The sequence below is a fragment of the Arcticibacter sp. genome, from assembly GCF_045629565.1.
In the GTDB taxonomy this organism is placed as follows: Bacteria; Bacteroidota; Bacteroidia; order Sphingobacteriales; family Sphingobacteriaceae; genus Arcticibacter.
Genome location: NZ_JAZQRL010000100.1, coordinates 220,036 through 242,068, shown reverse-complemented (window position 1 = coordinate 242,068; position 22,033 = coordinate 220,036). Strand labels below are relative to the sequence as shown.

Below are 22,033 nucleotides of genomic sequence, written 5' to 3'. Positions count from 1 at the left end.
GAAGATCCAGCAGTATTATCAGCAAATTGGGTTTATGATCAGATCATACTTTCTTACATATATCTTTCTCTTTTTTACAGCACTTTCATCCGGTACAGCGCAGGAACAAGCCGATACAGCCTCCCGACAACAGACGCTGATTATCGACGAGGCTATCATTCTAAAGGACCAGCAGCAGAAACAGATCGACTCATTGGTGAAGATTCAGCTGCAAAGAGAGCTGCAGGAGGCGTCGGGTAATGCCAGGCGAACACAAGAACTGGAGCAAAAGCTCCGTCAGATTGCGATTAACGATTCTTTGAGGACGATTCAGCAGATCGAAAAGATCAAGAGCCTGAAGAAAAATGCCGTAGGTTACCCGGTTGTTTTGAATACAGACACCCTCTTTTATATTTTTACCAGAACTGGTTCTTTCCAGGCGAAAGACAGGGCAGCAGCTATATCGCTCAAAATCGAGAACTTATATGAGGATCCGTTTTTTTCGGCGGATTCGCTGACGCTTGTTCAGAATGAAGATAATTTTGATTTGATATATAAAGACAAGCAGATATTGCTCACCGTTTCTTCTATAGATGGCCTTTGGTTTGGGAAGAGCAACCAGGAGCTGGCCACAGAATATCTTAAGATCGTTCGCGAAGCCATCGTGCGTGAACGGGAGGCACACAGTCTGGTGAACTGGCTTAAACGCATTGGATTGGTTGTTGTGATCATCCTGGTACTGAGTATTATGGTTGTCGCGATTAACCGGCTGTTTGAGCGAAGCTCTTTGTTGTTGTCGGCAGCACGGGAAAGGTATATTTCCAGTCTTAGTATCCGTAATGTTAAGATTTTTAGTCCGGAACATGTTGACTATCTCCTTCTCAAAATCAACAATATCGCCCGGATAATGACCATTCTGCTGGTAATCTATCTGGCGTTGCCTGTTCTGTTCAGTATTTTTCCAGAGACGGAAGCATGGACGGGCACACTGCTCGGGTGGGTATTGGCGCCCATCAAAGCGGCATTGAACGCCATAGTTCGTTACCTGCCAAACCTGTTTACCATTGCAGTCATTTATTTCATTTTCAAATATATTTTGAAAGGAATTAAATACTTGTTTTTTGAGATCAAACGTGAGAACATCCGCATCCGTGGGTTCCATACAGATTGGGCGGTTCCAACATTCAATATCCTCCGCTTTATGCTTTATGCATTTATGCTGGTTCTGATATTTCCATATCTTCCGGGTTCTGACTCTCCAGCGTTTCAGGGTGTATCTGTATTTTTAGGAATTTTGTTCTCTCTGGGGTCATCCAGCGCCATAAATAATATTGTTGCAGGCCTTGTGATCACGTATATGCGGCCATTCAAGATCGGTGACAGGGTCAAGATTGGTGAGGTAACAGGCGACGTCGTGGAAAAGTCGATGTTGGTTACGCGAATCAAGACTATTAAGAACGAAGACATTACGGTTCCGAACTCAATGGTTCTGACAAGCAGTACGGTGAACTACTCCAATCATACCAGGGCTGAGAGGCAAGGTCTTATCGTCCACTATACCGTAACTGTTGGTTATGATGTGCACTGGCAAAAGGTGTATGATCTGTTAATTGAAGCAGCACTGAAATCGGCATATATCCTTGAAGAGCCTAAACCATTCGTTCTACAGATAAGTCTGGACGACTATTATGTTTCGTACCAGATCAATGCATATACCAGAGATGCAAATAAACAAGCGGCTATCTACAGCAGTTTGCTGGAAAATATTCAGGATATATTCGCGGCGGCCGGAATAGAAATACTCTCACCTTCATACAGTGTCATCAAAACGGAAGACGCAAAAGATTAAGCTGCAATTTCCTTGTCGGTTAAACGTTTATATTCATTATGGAAATAAAAGACAGACTTCAGGAATCGTATATTGAGCATGTTCTTCACCATGGCGAACAACCCAAAACCGTTTATCTTTTTGCCAAAGAAAACGAGATCTCTGAAGAAGAATTTTACAGCTATTTCGGTTCCTTCGAAAGTATCGATATCCGGATATGGAAAGGGCTTATGACCGAGGCGATCAGGGAAGTCAAATCGCAGGAGGTTTGGGCTGCGTATTCTTCCAGGGAAAAGGCGCTAAGTCTGTTCTACGGTTTTATGGAGCTGCTAAAGAGCAAGCGCAGTTTTATAACCTTCAGCCTGAGGAACGCCAGGAACAAGATTGGCCTCAGCAATTTATTCGAAGGAATGAAACAGGAATTCGAGTTGTTCAGTGCTGAGATCATTCAGGAAGGACTGGAATCGGGAGAGTTAACTGACAGGCCGTTTTTTGCTGGCAAGTACAAAGACGCACTTTGGGTCCAGTTAGGATTCGTAATCAACTTTTGGTTAAAAGATACGTCAGCAGGTTTTGACAAAACCGATGAAGCTATAGAAAAGGGCATCAATGTTACTTATAATCTATTCGAGCGTTCACCTATCGATGAGCTGTTTGAATACGGCAAGTTTCTTGCGAAAAATTCGGGTATAAAAATGCCTTTCTGATATGATAAGAAAAAATGATGATGAGCAGAAGAGTATTCCCACCAGTAAAGTGGAGCGCTCTACTCAGTTTGTGAAGACGGGATTCAAGATCGGCGGCAATTATGTCAAGCATTATTCAAAGAGGCTGTTTAATTCAACAATCAGCAGGGATGAGTTGAACGAAGATAATGCGGCAGACATTTACAGCTCTTTGAGCAAATTGAAAGGCAGTGCTTTAAAAGTGGCCCAGATGCTGAGTATGGACAAGAACATTTTGCCGAAGGCCTATGTTAACCAATTCTCCCAGTCGCAATATAATGCACCTCCCCTTTCGGGGCCTTTAATCGTTCAGACATTCCGGAAGCTTCACGGCAAGGTGCCGGAAAGAATCTTTGATAAGTTTAATTTGAAGTCGAGCAACGCAGCGTCTATAGGTCAGGTACACCAGGCTGAATTAAATGGCAAGAAGCTTGCAGTTAAGATTCAGTATCCGGGAGTGGGAGATTCCATATCTTCAGACTTAAAACTGGTAAAGCCGTTTGCTTTCCGGTTGATCGGTATGAGTGAGAAGGAGCTTGACGTTTACATGAAAGAAGTCGAGGAACGTCTGTTGGAGGAGACGGACTATGAGCTGGAGGTGCGTCGTTCTGTGGAGATCTCACAGGCCTGTGCTCATCTGAAAAATATTGTCTTCCCTACTTACTATCCGGAGCTTTCGAGCAAAAGAACCATTACGATGGACTGGATTGAAGGGCTTCACTTAAAGGAATATCTGGAAACGAATCCATCTCAGGAGGAAAAGAATACGATTGGACAAGCTCTTTGGGACTTCTATAACTATCAGCAGCACGAGCTGCGGGCGGTGCATGCAGACCCTCATCCAGGGAATTTCATAATCACCCATGATGGTAAGCTGGGTATCATCGACTTTGGTTGCATAAAGGAGTTGCCTGACGATTTTTACTATCCATTTTTTTCTCTTACTTCTGAAGGATTCTTCAATGACAAGGCTAAGACGTTACAAGCTTTCAGGGATCTGGAGATGATCCATGAGAAAGACTCGGCCACGGAGATAGATTTTTATTATGATATGTATCGTCAAATGATCGGTCTGTTTGCGAAACCTTATTCGTCGGATACGTTTGACTTCAGTGGTACGGAGTTTTTCGAGCAGATCTATAATTATGGAGAAATGATTGCAAAGATGCCAGAGTTTAAACAAGCTCGCGGAGTAAAGCATTTCATTTACATCAACCGCACGAATTTTGGTTTGTATAACATACTCCATGAGCTAAAAGCGACAGTTCGAACGGACACTTATGTACCTCAGGTAAACTGTGAACTATAAACGTCGGGCATGCGGGATAGCAGGGATATTAACAATTTTCTTGATACGAAAAGGCTGAAAGGCGACATACATATTCAGCCGTTTGTAGAAGAATGGCTTTCTGATGAGGAATATGGGAAGAGGTTTTATGCCTGGCTCGGGTCAATCAAATTAAATGCGGATCTGAATTCAGTGCCGGCCGAGTTTGGGAGAGCTGAGTTTCTGAATTCAAGCAGAAAACTTCCTGAGTGGGCGGACAGAGATACGTTATTAAAAGGCTCCCGGTTCTTCACCCGCCATTCAGGCACGATCATGTCCTTACTGGGACTGTTGTCTCTTCCGTATTGCTATGCGGCCGCTGACGGAGCTATGGTGCTTTATCTGACCGAGCGCTTAAGGGACCGTCCCGCTAAACGACTATCGGATACTGCCGACTTTATCTGGGATGTAATGGCACCAGATGCTTTCAATAAAGAAGGAAAGGGTTTTGCCAGCTGCATGAAGATCCGGTTGACGCATTCGCTTGCCAGGCATTATGTTTCAAGGAGTAACTCCTGGACTGAGGACTTCGGGATGCCGGTGAACCAGGAAGATATGGCAGGAACAAACCTCGCTTTTTCTCTTATAGTTGTGCGCGGTTTAAGAAAACTGGGGATGGCGGTTAGCTATGAAGAGCAGCAGTCATTTATGCATCTTTGGAATGTGGTTGGATCTTTATTGGGGCTGGATGAAGACCTGATCCCTCAGGACGGGAAGTCTGCGACGCTTCTTGAGAACGCAATCCGTGAACGGCATTTCAGACCATCATTACAGGGGAAAGCGCTCACCAGATCACTTCTGGATCATGTTGTCGGTGATTCATCAGTACGGCTGTCGCCTCAGGAAGTTTACCAGATCGTCAGGTTCCTGCTGGGCGATGAGGTGGCTGACATATTGGAGGTCCCTCTTATTTCAGGGGCAGAATATGCACCCGCCTTTTTGAAGGTGGCGGCCCGTGTACCTCGCTTCGACTCAAGTAATGTGCTGGTGGCCTTTAGGGAGCGTCATGCGGCTTTTCTGAAAGCCAGAAATTAGGTATGGTTAGTGCATGATTATCGTCGCTTGTTTAGAAGTACCAAAGACAGGTTGACAGCAAAGGCTTCACTCACGGGGACTTTATTCTCCTTTATGGTGATCTGATGTTTTTCGATCTTATCAATCTTCGTCATATTAACCATGAAAGAGCGATGAACACGGATAAATCGGTCGGTTGGAAGATACTCCGTAGTTTCGCTGAATGTTGCCCTTGAGAGAACTCTTTTGTCTTCAAGTACAAACGATACATAGTTTCCGGAAGCTTCAATAAACAAAATATCATTAAACCGTATTCTCAGCTGCTCAAATCCGGTTTTCACAAAAATATAATCAGGCATCTCCGTGGCATTACGACTTTTGAATAGCTCGTGTGCTTTATTACAACCTTTTAGAAATCTTGCGAGTGAAAAAGGCTTTAACAGATAGTCCACTGCATCCAGTTCGAAGCTAGTCACTGCATGCTCCGAATATGCGGTAGTGAAGATAACAAGGGGCTTATTATTTAGGCTATTGAAGAATTCGATACCGGAGATATCGGGCATTTTTATGTCGAGAAATATCAGATCTATCTGTTCCTTATGGAGATACTCCAAAGCTTTGAATGCATCTGTGAATGTATTCACGAGATTTAAGAAGGGCACCTTAGCTGAGTGATTTCGGACGATATCAAGTGCTACAGGCTCATCGTCAATGGCAATTGCTTTCATTCTATGCTTGATTAAGATGGATTGTGAGATGAACAAAGAACTCGGTGGCGGACTCCCTGATTAACAGCTCATGGCGTCCTTCGTAGAGCAATTGAAGGCGCTGTCTGACATTGCTAAGTCCTACGCCACTGCTGTATCTTTCCGGGTCACTGTCTGTCCTGTGGTGAAGGCTGTTGGTCACATCAAAATACAGGGTATCTCCTTTAAACTGCAAAACGATTACAATGTGCGAAGGTTCGCGCAAACTAATGCCATGTTTAAAGGCATTTTCTACGAATGGAATGAGCAGCATTGGAGCTATCTCAGCCGGTGGCGGCCAATCGTCTATCTGAGAGGTTATGAGTATCTGCGGACTGGTGTCGGTACGTAATTTCTGAAGTTCTATGTAGTTGTTCAGGTATTCTATTTCTCTTGAAAGAGGGATTTTTTCCTGCATATTTTCCTGGAGCATAAACCTCATCATGTCACCGAGGCGCTCTATTCCGAGGCTTGTCCGCTCTGCCTTTTCCTGTAGCGCTGTGCCGTAGATGGTATTTAGAGCATTGAAGAGAAAGTGAGGATTGATCTGTGAACGTAGAAAGTCATAGTTAGCGTTCGACTGTCCCAGCGCGGATTGTAGATTCGCTATCTCCTGCTGCTTTTTCTGCTGCTGGCTATATAGATACCACGATAGCGGTGTTGTGACAATAAGCTGGAAGGGAATGTGAAATAAGAGCACCATGAAAACAATACTACTGCGCTCCGATATCCCCTTTACTACGAGGAATAATGGTATCGCAGAAATAAGTACCAGGACCAAAACCTTTAAATAATATGATAACAGGGGTTTTTTGTCTTTCATTGATGCCGGGATCAGCGAGTAACAGGAATACCAATACAAACAGATACCAAAGGGAACAGTCACGAGCCAAATGGTAAACGGTCCGGTCTCTGCGTTAGTTAGCAATAGAAGCAATATGGTGACGAGCCATATGATAAGTGCGGCGACTCCGTTCCTCGTGACCATTTTGTATTTGGACTCTATTTTATCCATATTGTTATAGAGATAAATGGAGGCGTACTTGATCAAGGTATAAAAACCAAAGAGAAAGCTCAACCTGGCGATATGGAAAAAGCTGCTGGTGAAGATTACCCGGTAAGCTTCGCCGTCTGTACTATGCCGTAAGAACAGGTAGTTTTTCAGATATGTGTCCAGTGTGCCGAATGTAAGAAATAAGGACATCAGCACGAAGGCAATCAGAAGGGCGTTTTTAGGTATCTGGGTTTGGGAAAACAGTTTAGGCACCAGCTTGAAATTCAGGATCAGGAAGCTGACATAAAGCGCGAAATACTGAACCAACCTGGGTATGAAATAATATTGATTGTAACTAAGCTGCAGCTGGGTTTGCTCTATTTTATAACGATCATAATGGAGGGCATAGGTTCCATCGGTTTTTACTGCCGTAGTAATCAGATAAAACAGTCCGAATACAAACAGCAAGGTGGACAATATGAATTCTATTTTCACCAAAGTGGATGGCCTTAACTGAAAGTAATTCATTGTGTTATAAATAAACAAGTCTTGATACTACTATAAGCCACTATTTCCGGAGATGTCATCGTTTTTTATTCCTCTTTTACCTTTTTTAATCGCATCCTTCAGCATGCCGAAACGGTAATGAGCACTAAAATTAAAAACTCTAAAGTAAATCCTGCTATCGTTTGTCTGGTTAAAATCAGGCGAGCTGGTTTCAACCGTGTTAATCCGGAATTTGGTGAATGGATTACTTACCATCGCTGAAATGCTCAGCTTGTCCTTTATCAGCGTCCGGTCCGCTTTAAAAGAGGTAACGATGAAAGCGTTTGACTGGCCTTGAGCGCTTAGATTGCCGCCGTTTAGCAGTACATCCGCACTTAAATACCATTTGTCCCTAATTTTGTGTGTAGCTGAGGCGTAATATCTGTACACCAGGCCTCCATGCTTTAGCTCCTGGCTGTTTTCATTCCGCTTGATTATGCCGTAAGCAACCTTTCCGTTCAGGGTAATGGTGGTTCGACCGGTTAAGGGATATTTAATTGAGTAATCAATACCGGGAAGTTTGGTCTGCCCAGTGTTCCGGTAGGTAGTTCTCGAAACTTTCGAAACAGGGTCATAACTTGATATTCGGAAGATCATGGAATTGGAAAACATATAGCTGAGGTTTAGAAATATAGACAGCATCTTAGTTCTGCTGAATCCTAGCTCTAAGGAATTGTACATCGCCGGTTTGATTTCCGGATTTCCACTGATCTCAAAATCAGGATTTGACCGGTCTGTAAACGGATTAAGTTGATATATTCCAGGTCTTTGAATGCGCCTGCTGTAACCCATAGTCATGCTACTCGCCTCATTGATCTTGTATTTAAGGGAGGCCGATGGTAGCATGCTGAGATAGGACTTACTCAGGTCTGTATCGGTTGACACAAACTTGACATCGACGTCCGTCTGTTCCAAACGTAATCCGGCCTTTATACCCCATTTCCCGGAATCATAATGAAGTGATCCGTAAGAAGCGAGAATTTCTTGCCTGTCGTTAAAAAAATTTAAGCTACCTGGATGAGCTTCCATTGTCTCCGTACCGCCCACAGTACCGTACCCGAACCTGCTCGTATTTCTTCGAGATATGACCTTCAATCCACCTTCGACATTAATATCTCCAAGACGCTGTACATAATCCGCCTGTAAAGTCTGTTCATAGGATCTGCTTTTGTTGGTCTGCAACATGGAGGGAGCGGTATAAAAGACGCGATCAGATATATTTATTCTCTTATCACTACGATCGTTGAATAGATAGTACCGATAAGAGAAGGTAAGAAGCCGGCTATTATCGTTTTTAAATTGACGCTGATAATTCATAGATACATCGGTACCGTTACCATTCCCCTCACCAGCATTACGAAGTTTGTATGCCTGGATGACCTCACCGATTTTTGACATTACAGATTCCTGAACTTCATGGTTGTCAGACACATTGCCATTTATATTAAACTGGGCAGTAATGAGATTAAGCGTGTCGTGATCATAGCTCAATTCCAAACCGAAATAAACTGAACGGGTCTCTTGCTCCTGATCCTGTTGCTGAGTTAGATTCGCTTGATCAATCCCTCTCGTTAACCTGCTTACATTAGCTTTAATAGATGGATTATGATACAAACTGGCTCCTGAGTTGGCGGAAATTCCGAATTTACCAGCCTTTATCCCTAAAGATCCCCCGGCTGCAGGTCCTCCTAGCGGAAAGCGATTACTACTATATAACCCACCGTTATACCCATCAGTCATTTTTTTTATCGTGACGATATTGATTATCCCAGCAAGTCCTTCACCATCGTATCTGGCTGGTGGATTTGTAATAACTTCAATCTTCCTGATGGTTGAAGCGGGAATGCTGCGGAGTATATCTTTCGGACTTCGTTCCAGCATGCTTGAGGGGCGGCCGTCGATTAAGATTTTAAAACTGGTATTGCCTTTCAGCTGGATGTTATCGTCAGCATCGAGAGACAGCAATGGAACTTTCTTGATCATTTCGAGAAGGCTGCTTGAACGACTGTCGGGGTCAGCTTCCAGGTTATAGGAAATTCTATCGATTTCATGTTTTATGAGCGGCTTCTCTCCTGTCACCGTCACTTCCTTTAGCTGATTCTTTTCTGGCGATAAGCATATCAATCCTAGATCGGTGATTTCATTGTCGCCGCTGATATTTGCGACGAGTTCTTTTGATTTATAGCCCACTGAGCTAAGCTTAAAAGAGTGATGCCCGGCATTGAGTTTGCTGAAATGAAACGATCCATCGTCTTTACTTTGTGAGCTGCGGGTTTGCCCGTACTTTTCGCTCTTCAAATACACGTTAACAAAGTCAAGTGGCTGCTTCGTGATTGAATCAATTATTCTACCTTTAACTACATTTTCCTGGGCGTGGCCATTTGTATGGAGTGATACAAGAATGGACAAGAAGGAGATTACTGATATAAATTTCATTTTCAGAGGCGTTTAGCGCAATGATAGTGCAGCATCCGGCGGCTCTAAACTTTATGTGACCAACACTCCAAATAATGTGACGAAGCAGGATAAAATTTAAAGAAAACTATATGAGTGCGATAAATAATATGAGTTCTATCGACTTTTCTAACGAGGATGTCGTCTATATTCATCAGGCCAGAGATTTGTCAAATGCGGCGATTGCTAAAAAGGATGTAAAAGCGGTTTCGGCCTTTTGGTCAGACAATTTCGTGCAAATAGCCGGAGACGGAAGCCATACCCGGGGGAAAAAGAAAATTGTAGAACAATGGAACCATATGTTTGCGCACAGTAATCCGGTCTTCGAAAGGACACCTGATGAGATCATTATTGCTCAAAGTGGTGACTATGCATGGGAAAAAGGAAAGTGGAGCTATAAGACAGATCCTTTTTTTGGGAACTATTCGGCTATGTGGAGAAAAGTCAATGGAAAATGGATGACGCAATGCGAGCTATATGTCTCGCTCAACTAATATATTATTTGCCATGTGTTACAGTCTCATATACCGAATATAATGGAACTTGATACTACCCAAAAAAATGATCCCTACGCCGCATTGCGCTTCCCCGAATTTCGAGCCTATCTGCTGATGCGCTTTTTCCTGACGTTTGGCTATCAGATACAAGCGGTTGTTATTGGCTGGTATATCTACCATCTGACGAAAGATCCGCTTTCCCTGGGGATGATAGGTCTTTCAGAAGCGATCCCCGCCATAAGCATTGCACTTTACGGGGGATATGTAGCGGACAAGTCGGAAAAAACAAAATTGCTGAAGCTTATCATGACAGGGATGTTCACGTGTTCCCTGGTGTTATACCTTATTACCCTACCAGGTCTGACATCCACACTTGTTACCAGCCACATTGTAGGAATTATCTATGCAATGATCTTTTGCATTGGTATATGCCGGGGGTTCATGGGGCCGGCAACCTTCTCTTTGATGTCTATGATTATACCTCGCTCCTTATATCCGAATTCTTCCACCTGGAATAGCACAGGTTTTCAGATCGCATCAATTGCCGGGCCCGCATTTGGAGGTCTGGTATATGCGTATGCCGGGGTTTCTGCCACCTTTTTGTTAATTCTTGCGTTCATTGCAACAGCCTTTTGCTGCATCCTTTTTATCAAGAAAAGGCCGCCCGTTTTTATGCCTAAAGAGAACATTCTCAAGAGTCTGACTGTTGGAATCAGGTTTGTTCTGGGAAACAAGATGATGCTGGGGGCAATGAGCCTGGATATGTTTTCGGTCTTTTTTGGCGGTGCAGTTGCGCTAATTCCGGTGATTGCCAGCGAAGTGCTACATGTTGGTGCTGAACAATTTGGAATGATGCGTGCGGCACCTGCGCTGGGTGCGGTATTGACGATGCTCGTTATGGCAAGACATTCGCCGATGAACAAGCCCTGGAGAAATCTATTATTTGCAGTAAGCGGTTTCGGGATCTCTATTATTTGCTACGGCTTGTCAACAAACTTCTATCTAACGCTGGGCTTCCTGTTTTTTGAGGGCGTATTCGACAGTGTAAGCGTTGTTATACGATCCACTATCATGCAGTTGCTGACCCCTGACGATATGCGCGGACGGGTGTCTTCAGTGAACTCCATGTTTATAGGCTCATCGAATGAAATTGGTGCTTTCGAATCAGGCTTGACGGCAAAACTTATGGGGACAGTGCCTGCGGTGGTTTTCGGTGGGACAATGACGCTATTGGTGGTAAGCGCCACTTATCTTAAAACTAAAGTACTGGTTCCTTTGGGCCTGAACGATATTAACGAAAGAAAATCAAAACCATAGGGTACCGGATAGATACCCTATGGACTGTAGTACTATGGTGCGATTTCTATTTCCACGCGGCGATTCAGTGCGCGGGATTCTTCTGTATCATTATTTGTAATAGGCTTGGTTTCTCCATACCCTTTCGTTGTCAGTCGGGATTCACCTATACCTGCGTTTACCAGGTATGTCTTAACAGAATTGGCGCGATCTCTTGATAAAGACATATTGTGTTCCGCGGATCCTTCAGTTGATGAATGACCGTTTATGATAAATCTGACGTTCACATCTTTTTTCATTTCTGTTGCAGCCTTGTCCAGAATCGGATAAGAGACCGTTTTCAGTACGACCGAATTAAATTCGAACTGGATATTTCGGAAGTTGAAATCCGGACTTTCTTTAACAGGCTCTGCTACCGGTTCAGTTTTCTTCGGCTCAGGAGCTGGGGCTTCGGGCTTCTCGGCTTCGGGCTCTTCCTTGATGGTGCCATAAGGATTGGTACCTATCCCCGCTTTCTTTGTTTTACAAGCCTGGAAGGTTGTCAATGCTATAAGGGAAATAATTACAGGGAGCAAACTGGATTTTGCAAACTTCATATCTTCATGTGTTTTTTGATAAACATACAAGTTATCCGGGAAAACAAAGAGCATCAGATCAAATTTCCCAAAGGAGTTTAGCCGGGAAGTTTGTTTAATTTGAAATATCCCAGATGGTATTCATCCTGAATAAGTGAATTGCATTCTGCGATTTTCAAGGCATATTTTTCTCTTTGGTATTGAGGAAGTATGTCTTCAACATCATAGATATCGTCTACGTCCAGTCCGTATTTATCATCTATATGTGAGTTGGCTCCTGGAAATTGGGTTTCTCTGTAGAACGAGGTCTTCTTAGCTTCAGCTATAGCAGCTGCCATATCTTTTTGTACTGTTAGTACCTTGAAGTGAGGCTCGTCAAAAAGGCCTTTCTGGTACCCGCCAAGATTGACAAAAAACAAGTGGCTTGCATCCTCATGCTTCGTGATGCTAGCACGAGGTACTACTGCGATGCTATATGAGCCAACCTGTTTAACCTCACGCCAGGCATCTATATGAAGCACTCCCTCCGCCTCCGGCCAGAAAAGATGGATATCAGGAATAAGGGCTTTCAGACTATCTCCTATGGCAAAAAATATATCATGTTGTTCGGTATGTCTGCCCTTTGGTTTACAACCAAGTAATAACATGTAAAGGTTCAGTGTAGATTCCAAATTGTATTTTTTGAGTATTTAGTTGGACAAATATCTGAAATGTAGCGACACTTAGGGCTACAAAGAGATCATTTTGAAAGAAAATAAATCAATCTGACAGCCCTCACGTTTTGATAGATATCTATTTAAAACATCTATTATGAAACGACCTATTTCGAGAAAAGCACATGGAATTGCCGATTGGACGTATATTCCCTTGACTGCACTGGCTCCGGAGCTTCTGCACTTCAAAAATGACAAAAGACCAGCGACCCTGGCCCGCCTGATGGCAGCCGCTATGCTTGGTTCCGCGTTGGTTACCCGATCGGAGTGGGGACTCTTTAAATACATGCCGTTTAAAGCGCACTTGGATGCAGACATCGCATTGGGAGCCGTATCATTGCTGGCTCCCTGGCTAGGTAAATTTTCTGAAAATGCGGCTGCACGAAACACATTTCTGGTGATCGGCCTTTCTGGAATAGTCATAGGAGGCCTTCTGACCCAGCGGAAGGAAATGTAGAATCCAGGAGGGACCGCTCAAGCAGTTCCTCCCGAATTTGATCACTTACCAATATGGCATTGACTCGCATCTGTATCGGTATGCGGCAAAAACCTGTTCAATTTCTTTGGCTAGTTCACGATTACATACTACTCGGAGTACTTTATCCTCGTCCTCAAGATCGATCGTCCAGTTATTTTCCCCAACCAGATAATTGAGTTTGTCTGCAACTTTTAGCTTTTCTTTATCATTACGTACGGACGTTCTGTAAATCAAAATACTATCCCAGTGGCTATGCCTGTCATTATTCATTTCCATCCTCCTCCCAAGGTGCGGTAAAGACCCACATTCGCGTTGAGCTGGGCAGTTTTTATGGCGGTTAAATCGAGCTCGCTTTGCAACGCGTTTGCTTGTGCGGTAACAACTTCAAGGTAATTAGCCAGTCCACTCTTAAAGAGCAAATTGGCATTGCGTAGCCCTTCCTGTACTATTTTGACCCGGCTGTCCGAAATAGCATATTGCTGGTCGAGCTTACGAATCTTCGTTAGTTCGTCTGCAACCTCGCTGACCGCATGGAGCACTGTAGATCTAAATTGAAGTACAGACTTTTCCCGATCAATTGCTGCGAGTTCATATTGCGTTCTCAACTGTCTTCTCTGGAACACAGGCTGAGTTATCCCCCCGGCAACTATTCCAAACAAAGATCCCGGGATATTAAACCATTCACTGGCCTTGAAGGCGTTCAAGCCGCCAGATGCGGAAATAGTCAAAGAAGGATACATATTGGCACGGGAAATACCGACCCGAGCGTTAGCCTTTTGCAGCTCCAGTTCTGCAGATCTGACATCTGGGCGGAGAGACAGCATCTCTGAAGGAATGCCAGCCGATAAACTGTTATTTACAGCAATACTATTCAGCTTCGCCTGTCTTCTGATAGTGCCTGGAAATACACCGGTAAGGATGCTGAGTGCATTTTCCTGAAGTGCAATATACTGCTCCAGTTGAGGAACAAGGCCAGCTGCAACTTGCCGCTGCGCTTCTGCCTGCTGGATAGCAAGTGAAGTAACCTGCCCTGAATTGAATTGAAGCCTGATTATATTGAGGGTGGTGTCATTTAATGCCAGATTCTTTTTCGCGATAGCTAATTGGGTATCAAGCATAATAAGGTTGTAGAATCCAATAGCAATATCTGAAACAAGTCTGGTTTGAACAGCTTTTCTTGCTTCCTCCGACTGTAGGTACGCAGCCCCTGCCACATTTTTCTGGTTGGATATCTTTTTCCATATGTCGGCCTCCCAGCTCAAACTAGCTGATGCATTGTAGTCTTCCACATGAGTGGTACCAGCAAATTGATTTATTGTCAATCCATTTAAACTATTATCTGAAGGTCTGTTTGAATTAGCTGAAATATTCAGACTAAGTGTAGGCAAATTTCCAAGTTTTGATTGACGGAACAATAGTGCAGCTGCGTCAATGTTTTTCAGCGCTATCTGCATATCGTAATTATTAGCTACCGCACTGTCGATCAAATCTATCATGGATCTGTCTTGGAAAAAATCAGCATATTTCAGTGTAGCGATACTGCCTGTATCAGTTAATGCCGCCCCCCTATAACTTGCAGGGAGTGTATTGTTGGGGACGGGAAGGTTCTGCGAAATAATGCATGACGTAAAAGAGAACATCAGCATAAGCAGAAATAGATATCTTTTTTTAAACTGTGGTTGCATGATCATTGAGAATTAAAGGTTGTACGTGAGTTTTCCTGGTAACTGGTTTGCCGCTGACCTTCTCCTGGAGGGCTTGAAAAATAACAAACAACACAGGGATAATCAGGAGTCCAAGGACCACACCTGTCAGCATTCCTCCTGCGGCTCCAATACTTATCGAATGATTTCCGAGAGCTGATGGACCCGTGGCGCTCATCATCGGAATCAGTCCTACTACAAAAGCCAGAGAGGTCATAATAATCGGACGTAGTCTTAACTTGGCCGCTTCAAGAGCAGAAGCTACCAGGGGAGTTCCCGACCTTCGTCGCTGCACAGCATATTCTACGATCAAAATCGCATTTTTAGCCAACAGTCCGATCAGCATCACCAGAGCCACCTGCACGTAGATATTATTCTCAATACCTGCCAATCCTATAGCCGCAAACACGCCGAAGATTCCTGTAGGGATGGAAAATATAACCGCCAGGGGCAAAATATAACTTTCATATTGTGCTGAGAGCAGGAAGTAAACAAAGATCAGGCATAGTCCGAAGATAATAGCAGACTGTCCTCCAGATGATATCTCTTCTTTCGTGAGTCCGGTGAACTCAAAGCCATACCCAGAGGGCAGTTCCTTCGCAGCAACCTCTTCAACGGCCTTAATCGCATCTCCTGAACTAAAACCCGGCTTAGCCATGGCGTTTATCCCTATTGAGTTAAAAAGATTGTAACGTGAGGCAGTTTCCGGTCCGTATACCCTTTTCAACTTCACAAGTGTATTTATAGGTACATTCTCGCCGTACCTATTCTTCACGTAAACCTCATCCATGGCTGAAGGGTCGGCCCTGTCTGTGACATCCGCCTGAACCATGACGCGGTAGTATTTCCCGAAACGGTTAAAATCAGAGGCCTGGGCCGATCCGAAATACGCCTGCATGGTCTGCAGAATGTCGGTTACGGACACGCCCAGCTGCTCAGCCTTCGCATCGTCAAGTTCAAGTTCAAACTGCGGATAGTCTGCTCTAAAAGAAGTAAATGCCACAGCGATTTCCGGACGCTTCATCAACTCCATGATAAAATTATTGGCAATGCCGCTGAACTTGTCCAGTTTTCCACCTGTCTTATCCTGTAGCACCATATCCAGACCGTCGACATTACTGAAGCCCGGAACTGTTGGAAAAGTGAATACAAAGAAATTTGCTCCTTTAATAGCTGAAAGCTTCGCTCGAACGATGTCCATGATAGCATTGATATTCTGTACCTCTCCCCTTTCATCTGTCGGTTTTAGCAATATGAAAGCGACACCGGCTGAAGGGCTGGTCGACTGCGTCAGCAGGTTGAAACCTGATAACACGTTGAAAAGTTTGGTAAATGGAAGAGGGCTTAACGCTTCCTCAGCCTCCTTTAGAGCTGCTGTACTGCGGTCCATAGAGGCGCCCGCAGGCATAGACATTGAAATGGCTATAAATCCCTGATCTTCAGAAGGAATAAATCCTGATGGTGTTCTGTTTACCATCCAGATCGTTGTTAGAAGAACGACAGCCAGCCCACCTAAGCTAACCCATTTAGATCTTATCAGAAACTTGAGACTTTTAACGTATCTATTGCTCAAATTTTCAAAGCCAGTATTAAACGCCGTAAAAAAGCGCGCCTTGAATCCCTCGGGCTTTGCCATGCCATCTCTGGAGGTGTGCGTTCCTTTAAGAAAAATGGCGCAAAGAGCTGGGCTCAAGGTTAAAGCGTTAACAGCGGAGATAACAATCGCAATAGCAAGTGTAAAAGCGAATTGGCGGTAAAATAAGCCGGTAGATCCTTCCATGAACCCAACCGGTAGAAATACAGCACTCATCACCAGGGTGATAGAGATGATCGCTCCCGTAATTTCATGCATGGCAGCTACTGTCGCCGGCTTCGGTGCAAGATGAGAATGCTCCATCTTCGCATGGACAGCCTCTACTACTACAATGGCGTCATCAACAACGATTCCAATAGCGAGGATCAATGCAAACAAAGTCAATAAGTTAATAGAGAAACCAAATATCTGCATGAAAAAGAAGGTTCCTAATATGGCAACTGGAACTGCAATCGCGGGGATAAGGGTAGATCGGAAGTCCTGCAGAAAAAGAAACACAACAATGAACACCAGAATAAAAGCTTCGATAAGGGTATGAATGACTTGATTAATCGACTGATCAAGAGATACTTTTGTGCTGTAAAGAATATCATACTTTACGCCGCTTGGAAAGTCCTTTTCAGCTTTCTTCATGAAATCCATGATGGCGATTTGGATTTCATTAGCATTAGATCCGCTGAGCTGCTGGATACCGATATTTAGTCCCGGTTTGCTATTGATTCGGGTTAAGCTTGAGTATGAATATGAGCCGAATTCAATGCGCGCCACATCTTTGAGACGAAGAAATGATCCATCAGGATTGGAGCGAATGATGATATTCTCATAGTCCGTTGGCTTGTTCAACTTCCCTTTATACTTGATAATATATTCAAAGGCGTTGGTGCTGCTTTCTCCAAACCTACCTGGGGCAGCCTCCAGATTTTTATCTTTAATAGTGGAAATAACTTCGTTTGGAGTCAGATTGTATGCAGACATTTGAGCCGGGTTTAACCACACTCGCATAGAATAGTCTTTATTACCTCCGAATATGAGCGCTTGTCCGACCCCTTGAATTCTCTTGATCTCAGGAATCAGGTTTATTGCCGCGTAGTTTGCCATAAATGTTTGATCATACGCGGCTTCATTGTCGGTGTACAGATCTACGACCATGATCAAACTGTTCTGCTGTTTCGCAGTCGTTACACCCGCCTGCACTACTTCTGCGGGCAATTGGCTTGTCGCCTGAGAAACCCGATTTTGAACGTTTACCGCTGCCTGATCCGGATCGGTCCCGAGTTTGAAATAGATGGTGATGAGTAACGAGCCGTCGTTACTGGCTGTTGAGCTCATATAACTCATCCCTTCAACACCGTTTATTGCTTCTTCCAGGGACGGAGCAACGGAACGAAGGACGGTTTCTGCGTTTGCACCGGGGTACAAAGCCGTAACCTGGACTGCAGGAGGTGCTATATCAGGGAACTGCTGTAAAGGAAGCCTTGTAAGACCTAGAATACCGACAATAACCAGCAGGATTGATATTACCGTGGCAAGGACTGGCCTGTCTATAAATACTTTAAACATGATTGATAAATGTTATCTGGTTGCAGTAGCAATTGTCTGATTGTTCGGATTTGTAGGATCGATGATGTCACCGTCTTTTAGCTTATCTATTCCATCGATCACGATGCGTTCGCCTGAACGCAAACCGGAATTAACGAGATAGTCTCCTCCGCTTGTCGCCAAGACTGAGATGGGCTTTCTACCAACCTTATTTTTAGGGTCAACGGTATAAACAAAAATCTTATCCTGTACTTCAACTGTGGCAGACTGTGGTACCAGGATCACATTCTCGTGATGAATGGGCAGTCGTATCTTGCCTGTGTTCCCAGACCTCAGTATACCGTTATGATTGGCAAACTTTGCTCTCAAGGTGATCGCTCCAGTTTGACTGTCAAACTGCCCGTCGACCATATCGACCCGTCCGTTCTCGGCGTATACAGACCCGTCCGTTAATATCAATGAGACAGCTGGCAGTGCTTTGATTCTATCAGACACCGTTTTACCTGGATATTTAGCATTGAAGTTGATGAAATCAGCTTCAGCAAGCGAGAAATAGACATGAACATCATGGGTGTCAGAAAGCTGAGTTAATGCGATCGGATCATTTGGCCCTACCACGCTTCCCTGCTTTTTAGGAAGGCGGCCAACATAGCCGTCCACGGGAGACTTTATATCGGTATAGCTAAGATTAATCTTAGCCGCAGCTACCCCAGCCTTCGCCTGCGCCACGTTGGCAATAGCTATCTGATGAGCAGCTTTCGCACTTCGCAGCTGGAACTCCGACACCACCTTTGCAGATACGAGTGGTGTTAATTTATCCACTTCAATCTGAGCGTTTAAAACTGCAGCTTTTGCAGCTTGCAGATTCGCGTTTGCATTGTTCAAGGCCTCCTTGAAAGGAAGGTCATTAATCTTGAAAAGGGTCTGTCCCTTACGAACCTGAGCACCTTCGTTAATATAGATCTTTTCAAGTAATCCAGAGATCTGCGGCCTGATCTCTAAGTCCACAGTACCCTTCACCGATGCAGGATATTCTATGTACGTAGTTTGAGGACCATTCTTTAATAACTTGACAGGCATCGACTGAACCACCGGATCAGCCAGCTGAACTTTTTCGCTGGTGCAACCTGCGAATACTAAGAGAGAGAGAGCCAGAGGGATTTTCATAACGTTAATTAATAATTTAACAGTGTTAAGTATTGGAGTATAAAAAAGCATTGGGTTGATTTGAGTGTAAATATTTAATATTGATATCTTATTTAACATCGTTAAGTGAAGTTCTAAAAAAGAAGGAAGACATTTGCTTCTTCCTTCTTTTTTAGAAATAGAGAATTAATCGTTTATGTACTTGATAATTCCATTTATAGCATCATTGAGGATCTGCCTGTTCATTTTCTCATCGTTTGTACATTTTCTGACGAGATTGATGGAGATAAGCCCGTGGATTACAGACCAAAACGTATAATACTTTCGGCAAACCATCGCCTTGTCCGGGTTTTCTGAATCCATTACCGCAATGATCGCATCGATAAGTAATGTCTTAGCAGCCTCACCTTCGGGAATCTGTTTAGTCACGCAGCAGTTCATATCCACACCGAACATCAATTGATAAAGCTGTGTATTAGCAAAGGCGAAATCCCAGTATGCGGTCCACATTGCTATCAACTGTTCCTTTGGCGAATCGTGAGCGGCCTTCGCTTGATGAAAGTCTTTCAGCAGCAACTGATTTCCCTGACGTGTAAGCTCTAACAAGATCCCCTCTTTATTTTCAAAGTACTCATAAATTATAGGAGCAGTGTATTCGATTTTATCAGCGATCTTCCGCATGCTCAACGCCTGCCATCCATCCTCCTTCACAATCTCCAATGCTGCTTCCAATATATTGGATCTCGTTTCCTCTTTCTGCCTTTGAATTCTTTCTTTACTTCCCATGAAACAATACCGTATAATAATTTAACAGTGTTAAACAAATGTAGATTTCTTTTGGATACCGAGTATCAGTATTTTGTCATTTAAGTTATTTCAATCGCGCTTCAGAAACGGCGGGTTCCCGCTTACTCAACTGTTCCTCCTCTTTTAAAGACTTTCTTCTCCAATAATTGGCGAGTATAGACCCTGAAATATTCATCCACGGACTAAAAACCGCCGCTGCCAGACCGACAGTTCCGAGTTTTCCCATTGAGCCAGCGATCCCTGAAGCCATTCCACCATTCTGAAGTCCTACTTCGAAGGCGACCGTGCGGGAAGAGGATTTGTCCAAACCGAACCAGCGGCTCAGATAATAGCCAAAAATATAGCCTGCTGCGTTATGAATCACAGAGGATATAAACAGCAGAAGTCCGACTTTTAATAAGTTATCTCTTCCTGCAGCCGTCGTCACTGTAGTAAAGTATACAATACCGAACATGGATATATACGGCATCAGCTGATCAAGATTTTTAAACCGCAAGGTCGCATAGTGGTAAACCAGCCCCACAATGATTGCTCCCGCAAAGAAATTGAGAGTTTCAATCACGCGCATTGATTCCTGAGATAAGTTGGTCTCTAAAGTACTCCAAAGGCCCATGGGCATAAGCACAAGAAGAACTGCTGAAGCAAGTGAAGCCCTTTGGATAAATCTCCAGCCACCGCTACCAGCGTTTTTCAGATAATCATGAATCAAAGCTGCACCGATAGGAACAATCATTATTTTAATAATCTCCATCATCATTTCCACAAATTTCACTTCAATCATGGTCCCTGCGAAAAGTTTCATTAGCAAGGGTGTCATGAACGGGGCGACCAGTGTAGCCAGAGCAGTCACTGTCACCGACAACACCAGGTTAGCCCGGGCAATATAGACCATCACGTTGGAAGCCAGTCCGCTGGAGCAAGAGCCAATAAGGATAATGCCTGCCGCAATTTCAGTATCGAAATCAAAAACCCGTGTCAGCAAAACAGCCATAAGTGGCATTATTGAAAAATGACAAAGTAAACCAATCAGAACTCCCTTCCCTGTACTCGCTATGCTGGTAAAGTCGCGGATGCTCATCTGAATACCCATGCCGAACATCACAAACTGGATAATTACCAGGATCACCCACTTATTGCGTAAATCAAAATCACCCCACTGCAAAAATGCCGATGGATAAATCATCCCAGCGACGACTGCCGTGATGATCCAGGCTGTATATTGATAATTACGCAGAGCCGGTATAGCTCCAATTCCAATTGCCAAGCTGACAGAAAGCGTTACTGCTGAAGCCTGCCACATGGAAGCATTGTCCATAAAGAGACCAGCAATGAGACTGACCAGCGTGACTGCAGAAACTGCGAGGCAAATTTTTCGAAAACTATTCATAGGACGATGCTTTTCGAAGTTCTGCGATGCGTGCTACGGCGATACCCGGACTCGCAAGAATGGGCACAATCTTGTGTTCAGGTGCAAGAGTTTCCACTACGCGGGACATCGATGCCTGAGCAAGAACGATAACGTCTACCTTCTGGGAAAGCTCAATCAAAGCCTGGGATACCATCTCGTCGTGTTTTTCAGGATTTCCGGTCATCAGTGCTTCAAAAGCCCCTTCACAAAGTTTCGCCGTTAGATCGATCTCCTTTCCTGCTTGAAGGGCCATTCTTCTGACGAGATCACTCGTTGGTTCCAGGGTTGTAGGGAGTGTAGCGATGACTCCAATTTTACTCCCTGTCCGAACAGCCTGTTCGGCCATTGCCTGATCTACCCTTAATACCGGTACATTCGTCAATTTGGCAGAAGCCTCGACCGCTGCCCCAATGGATGAACACGTAACCATTATGAGGTCTGCACCAGCCTCTTCTGCTGAGCCAACATGATTTACTACGCGGCGGGCAGTGTGATTGGTCAGTTGATTTTTCGCAATAACATCCTTAATCAAGCTGTCGTCAACGATGTTAAAAACGCTCACCTCAGGCAGGAGGTCGCTACATAACTGTTGAAAGATAGGTACAAGCGTAGCAGATGTGTGGATCAGACCTAATGTTTTTAGTTTCATATCGATTAAATTTAA

The 22,033-nt window shown here is 44.1% G+C and carries 19 protein-coding genes; 7 read left to right on the top strand and 12 right to left on the bottom strand.

Annotated features, from left to right (window positions below):
* Window positions 1–34 precede the first annotated feature (34 nt).
* The 4 genes from ACKI5J_RS12955 to ACKI5J_RS12940 are packed head-to-tail and all read left to right on the top strand — an operon-like array spanning window position 35 to window position 4,894.
* Window positions 35–1,828 carry a mechanosensitive ion channel family protein gene (locus tag ACKI5J_RS12955; RefSeq protein ID WP_407429898.1) on the top strand — a complete coding sequence of 598 codons (1,794 nt, stop codon included), beginning with the start codon at window positions 35–37 and terminating at the stop codon, window positions 1,826–1,828.
* Between the two features lie 38 nt (window positions 1,829–1,866).
* Window positions 1,867–2,514: a TetR family transcriptional regulator C-terminal domain-containing protein gene (locus tag ACKI5J_RS12950; protein WP_407429897.1), complete on the top strand. Its 648-nt coding sequence runs from the start codon at window positions 1,867–1,869 to the stop codon at window positions 2,512–2,514.
* Between the two features lies 1 nt (window position 2,515).
* Complete coding sequence (locus ACKI5J_RS12945; RefSeq protein ID WP_407429896.1) at window positions 2,516–3,841, top strand: ABC1 kinase family protein; 1,326 nt, start codon at window positions 2,516–2,518, stop codon at window positions 3,839–3,841.
* Window positions 3,842–3,850: 9 nt separating this feature from the next.
* On the top strand, window positions 3,851–4,894 hold the full coding sequence (locus ACKI5J_RS12940; RefSeq protein WP_407429895.1) for an oxygenase MpaB family protein: 1,044 nt from the start codon (window positions 3,851–3,853) through the stop codon (window positions 4,892–4,894).
* A 17-nt stretch (window positions 4,895–4,911) separates the two neighbouring features.
* On the opposite strand, the gene ACKI5J_RS12935 is transcribed toward ACKI5J_RS12940, so the two are convergent.
* From ACKI5J_RS12935 to ACKI5J_RS12925, 3 genes are read right to left on the bottom strand one after another with little or no spacing between them, the layout of a single operon-like run.
* Window positions 4,912–5,601 carry a LytR/AlgR family response regulator transcription factor gene (locus ACKI5J_RS12935; RefSeq protein ID WP_407429894.1) on the bottom strand — a complete coding sequence of 230 codons (690 nt, stop codon included), beginning with the start codon at window positions 5,599–5,601 and terminating at the stop codon, window positions 4,912–4,914.
* A 1-nt stretch (window position 5,602) separates the two neighbouring features.
* Complete coding sequence (locus tag ACKI5J_RS12930; protein WP_407429893.1) at window positions 5,603–7,141, bottom strand: sensor histidine kinase; 1,539 nt, start codon at window positions 7,139–7,141, stop codon at window positions 5,603–5,605.
* Between the two features lie 30 nt (window positions 7,142–7,171).
* Window positions 7,172–9,595 (bottom strand): TonB-dependent receptor domain-containing protein, encoded by a 2,424-nt coding sequence (locus tag ACKI5J_RS12925; RefSeq protein ID WP_407429892.1) that lies wholly within the window; start codon window positions 9,593–9,595, stop codon window positions 7,172–7,174.
* 110 nt (window positions 9,596–9,705) lie between these two features.
* On the opposite strand from ACKI5J_RS12925, the gene ACKI5J_RS12920 reads away from it, so the two are divergent.
* Together ACKI5J_RS12920 and ACKI5J_RS12915 are read left to right on the top strand one after the other, a co-directional pair.
* Window positions 9,706–10,107, top strand: coding sequence for a YybH family protein (locus ACKI5J_RS12920; protein ID WP_407429891.1), 402 nt, complete (start codon window positions 9,706–9,708; stop codon window positions 10,105–10,107).
* A gap of 42 nt (window positions 10,108–10,149) precedes the next feature.
* Window positions 10,150–11,427, top strand: a complete 1,278-nt coding sequence (locus ACKI5J_RS12915; RefSeq protein WP_407429890.1) for an MFS transporter — start codon at window positions 10,150–10,152, stop codon at window positions 11,425–11,427.
* A 32-nt stretch (window positions 11,428–11,459) separates the two neighbouring features.
* Here ACKI5J_RS12915 and ACKI5J_RS12910 read toward each other — a convergent pair whose 3' ends face one another.
* Window positions 11,460–12,002: an OmpA family protein gene (locus tag ACKI5J_RS12910; protein WP_407429889.1), complete on the bottom strand. Its 543-nt coding sequence runs from the start codon at window positions 12,000–12,002 to the stop codon at window positions 11,460–11,462.
* 77 nt (window positions 12,003–12,079) lie between these two features.
* The gene (locus ACKI5J_RS12905; protein ID WP_407429888.1) at window positions 12,080–12,652 is read right to left on the bottom strand and encodes a DUF1543 domain-containing protein; all 573 of its coding nucleotides are present in this window, start codon (window positions 12,650–12,652) and stop codon (window positions 12,080–12,082) included.
* A 139-nt stretch (window positions 12,653–12,791) separates the two neighbouring features.
* On the opposite strand from ACKI5J_RS12905, the gene ACKI5J_RS12900 reads away from it, so the two are divergent.
* Window positions 12,792–13,151, top strand: a complete 360-nt coding sequence (locus ACKI5J_RS12900; protein WP_407429887.1) for a hypothetical protein — start codon at window positions 12,792–12,794, stop codon at window positions 13,149–13,151.
* A 45-nt stretch (window positions 13,152–13,196) separates the two neighbouring features.
* On the opposite strand, the gene ACKI5J_RS12895 is transcribed toward ACKI5J_RS12900, so the two are convergent.
* The 7 genes from ACKI5J_RS12895 to ACKI5J_RS12865 all read right to left on the bottom strand — a co-directional run bounded on the left by ACKI5J_RS12895 (window position 13,197) and on the right by ACKI5J_RS12865 (window position 22,018).
* Window positions 13,197–13,448, bottom strand: coding sequence for a hypothetical protein (locus ACKI5J_RS12895; RefSeq protein WP_407429886.1), 252 nt, complete (start codon window positions 13,446–13,448; stop codon window positions 13,197–13,199).
* On the bottom strand, window positions 13,439–14,857 hold the full coding sequence (locus ACKI5J_RS12890) for a TolC family protein (protein ID WP_407429885.1): 1,419 nt from the start codon (window positions 14,855–14,857) through the stop codon (window positions 13,439–13,441). The genes ACKI5J_RS12895 and ACKI5J_RS12890 overlap by 10 nt, the downstream gene beginning before the upstream one ends.
* Window positions 14,841–18,029, bottom strand: a complete 3,189-nt coding sequence (locus ACKI5J_RS12885) for an efflux RND transporter permease subunit (RefSeq protein ID WP_407429884.1) — start codon at window positions 18,027–18,029, stop codon at window positions 14,841–14,843. The genes ACKI5J_RS12890 and ACKI5J_RS12885 overlap by 17 nt, the downstream gene beginning before the upstream one ends.
* A gap of 12 nt (window positions 18,030–18,041) precedes the next feature.
* On the bottom strand, window positions 18,042–19,175 hold the full coding sequence (locus ACKI5J_RS12880) for an efflux RND transporter periplasmic adaptor subunit (protein WP_407429883.1): 1,134 nt from the start codon (window positions 19,173–19,175) through the stop codon (window positions 18,042–18,044).
* A 165-nt stretch (window positions 19,176–19,340) separates the two neighbouring features.
* Window positions 19,341–19,940 (bottom strand): TetR/AcrR family transcriptional regulator, encoded by a 600-nt coding sequence (locus ACKI5J_RS12875; protein WP_407429882.1) that lies wholly within the window; start codon window positions 19,938–19,940, stop codon window positions 19,341–19,343.
* 85 nt (window positions 19,941–20,025) lie between these two features.
* Window positions 20,026–21,348 carry a bile acid:sodium symporter family protein gene (locus ACKI5J_RS12870; protein WP_407429881.1) on the bottom strand — a complete coding sequence of 441 codons (1,323 nt, stop codon included), beginning with the start codon at window positions 21,346–21,348 and terminating at the stop codon, window positions 20,026–20,028.
* Window positions 21,341–22,018: an aspartate/glutamate racemase family protein gene (locus ACKI5J_RS12865; RefSeq protein WP_407429880.1), complete on the bottom strand. Its 678-nt coding sequence runs from the start codon at window positions 22,016–22,018 to the stop codon at window positions 21,341–21,343. Before ACKI5J_RS12865 ends, ACKI5J_RS12870 begins: the two co-directional genes overlap by 8 nt.
* Window positions 22,019–22,033 lie beyond the last annotated feature (15 nt).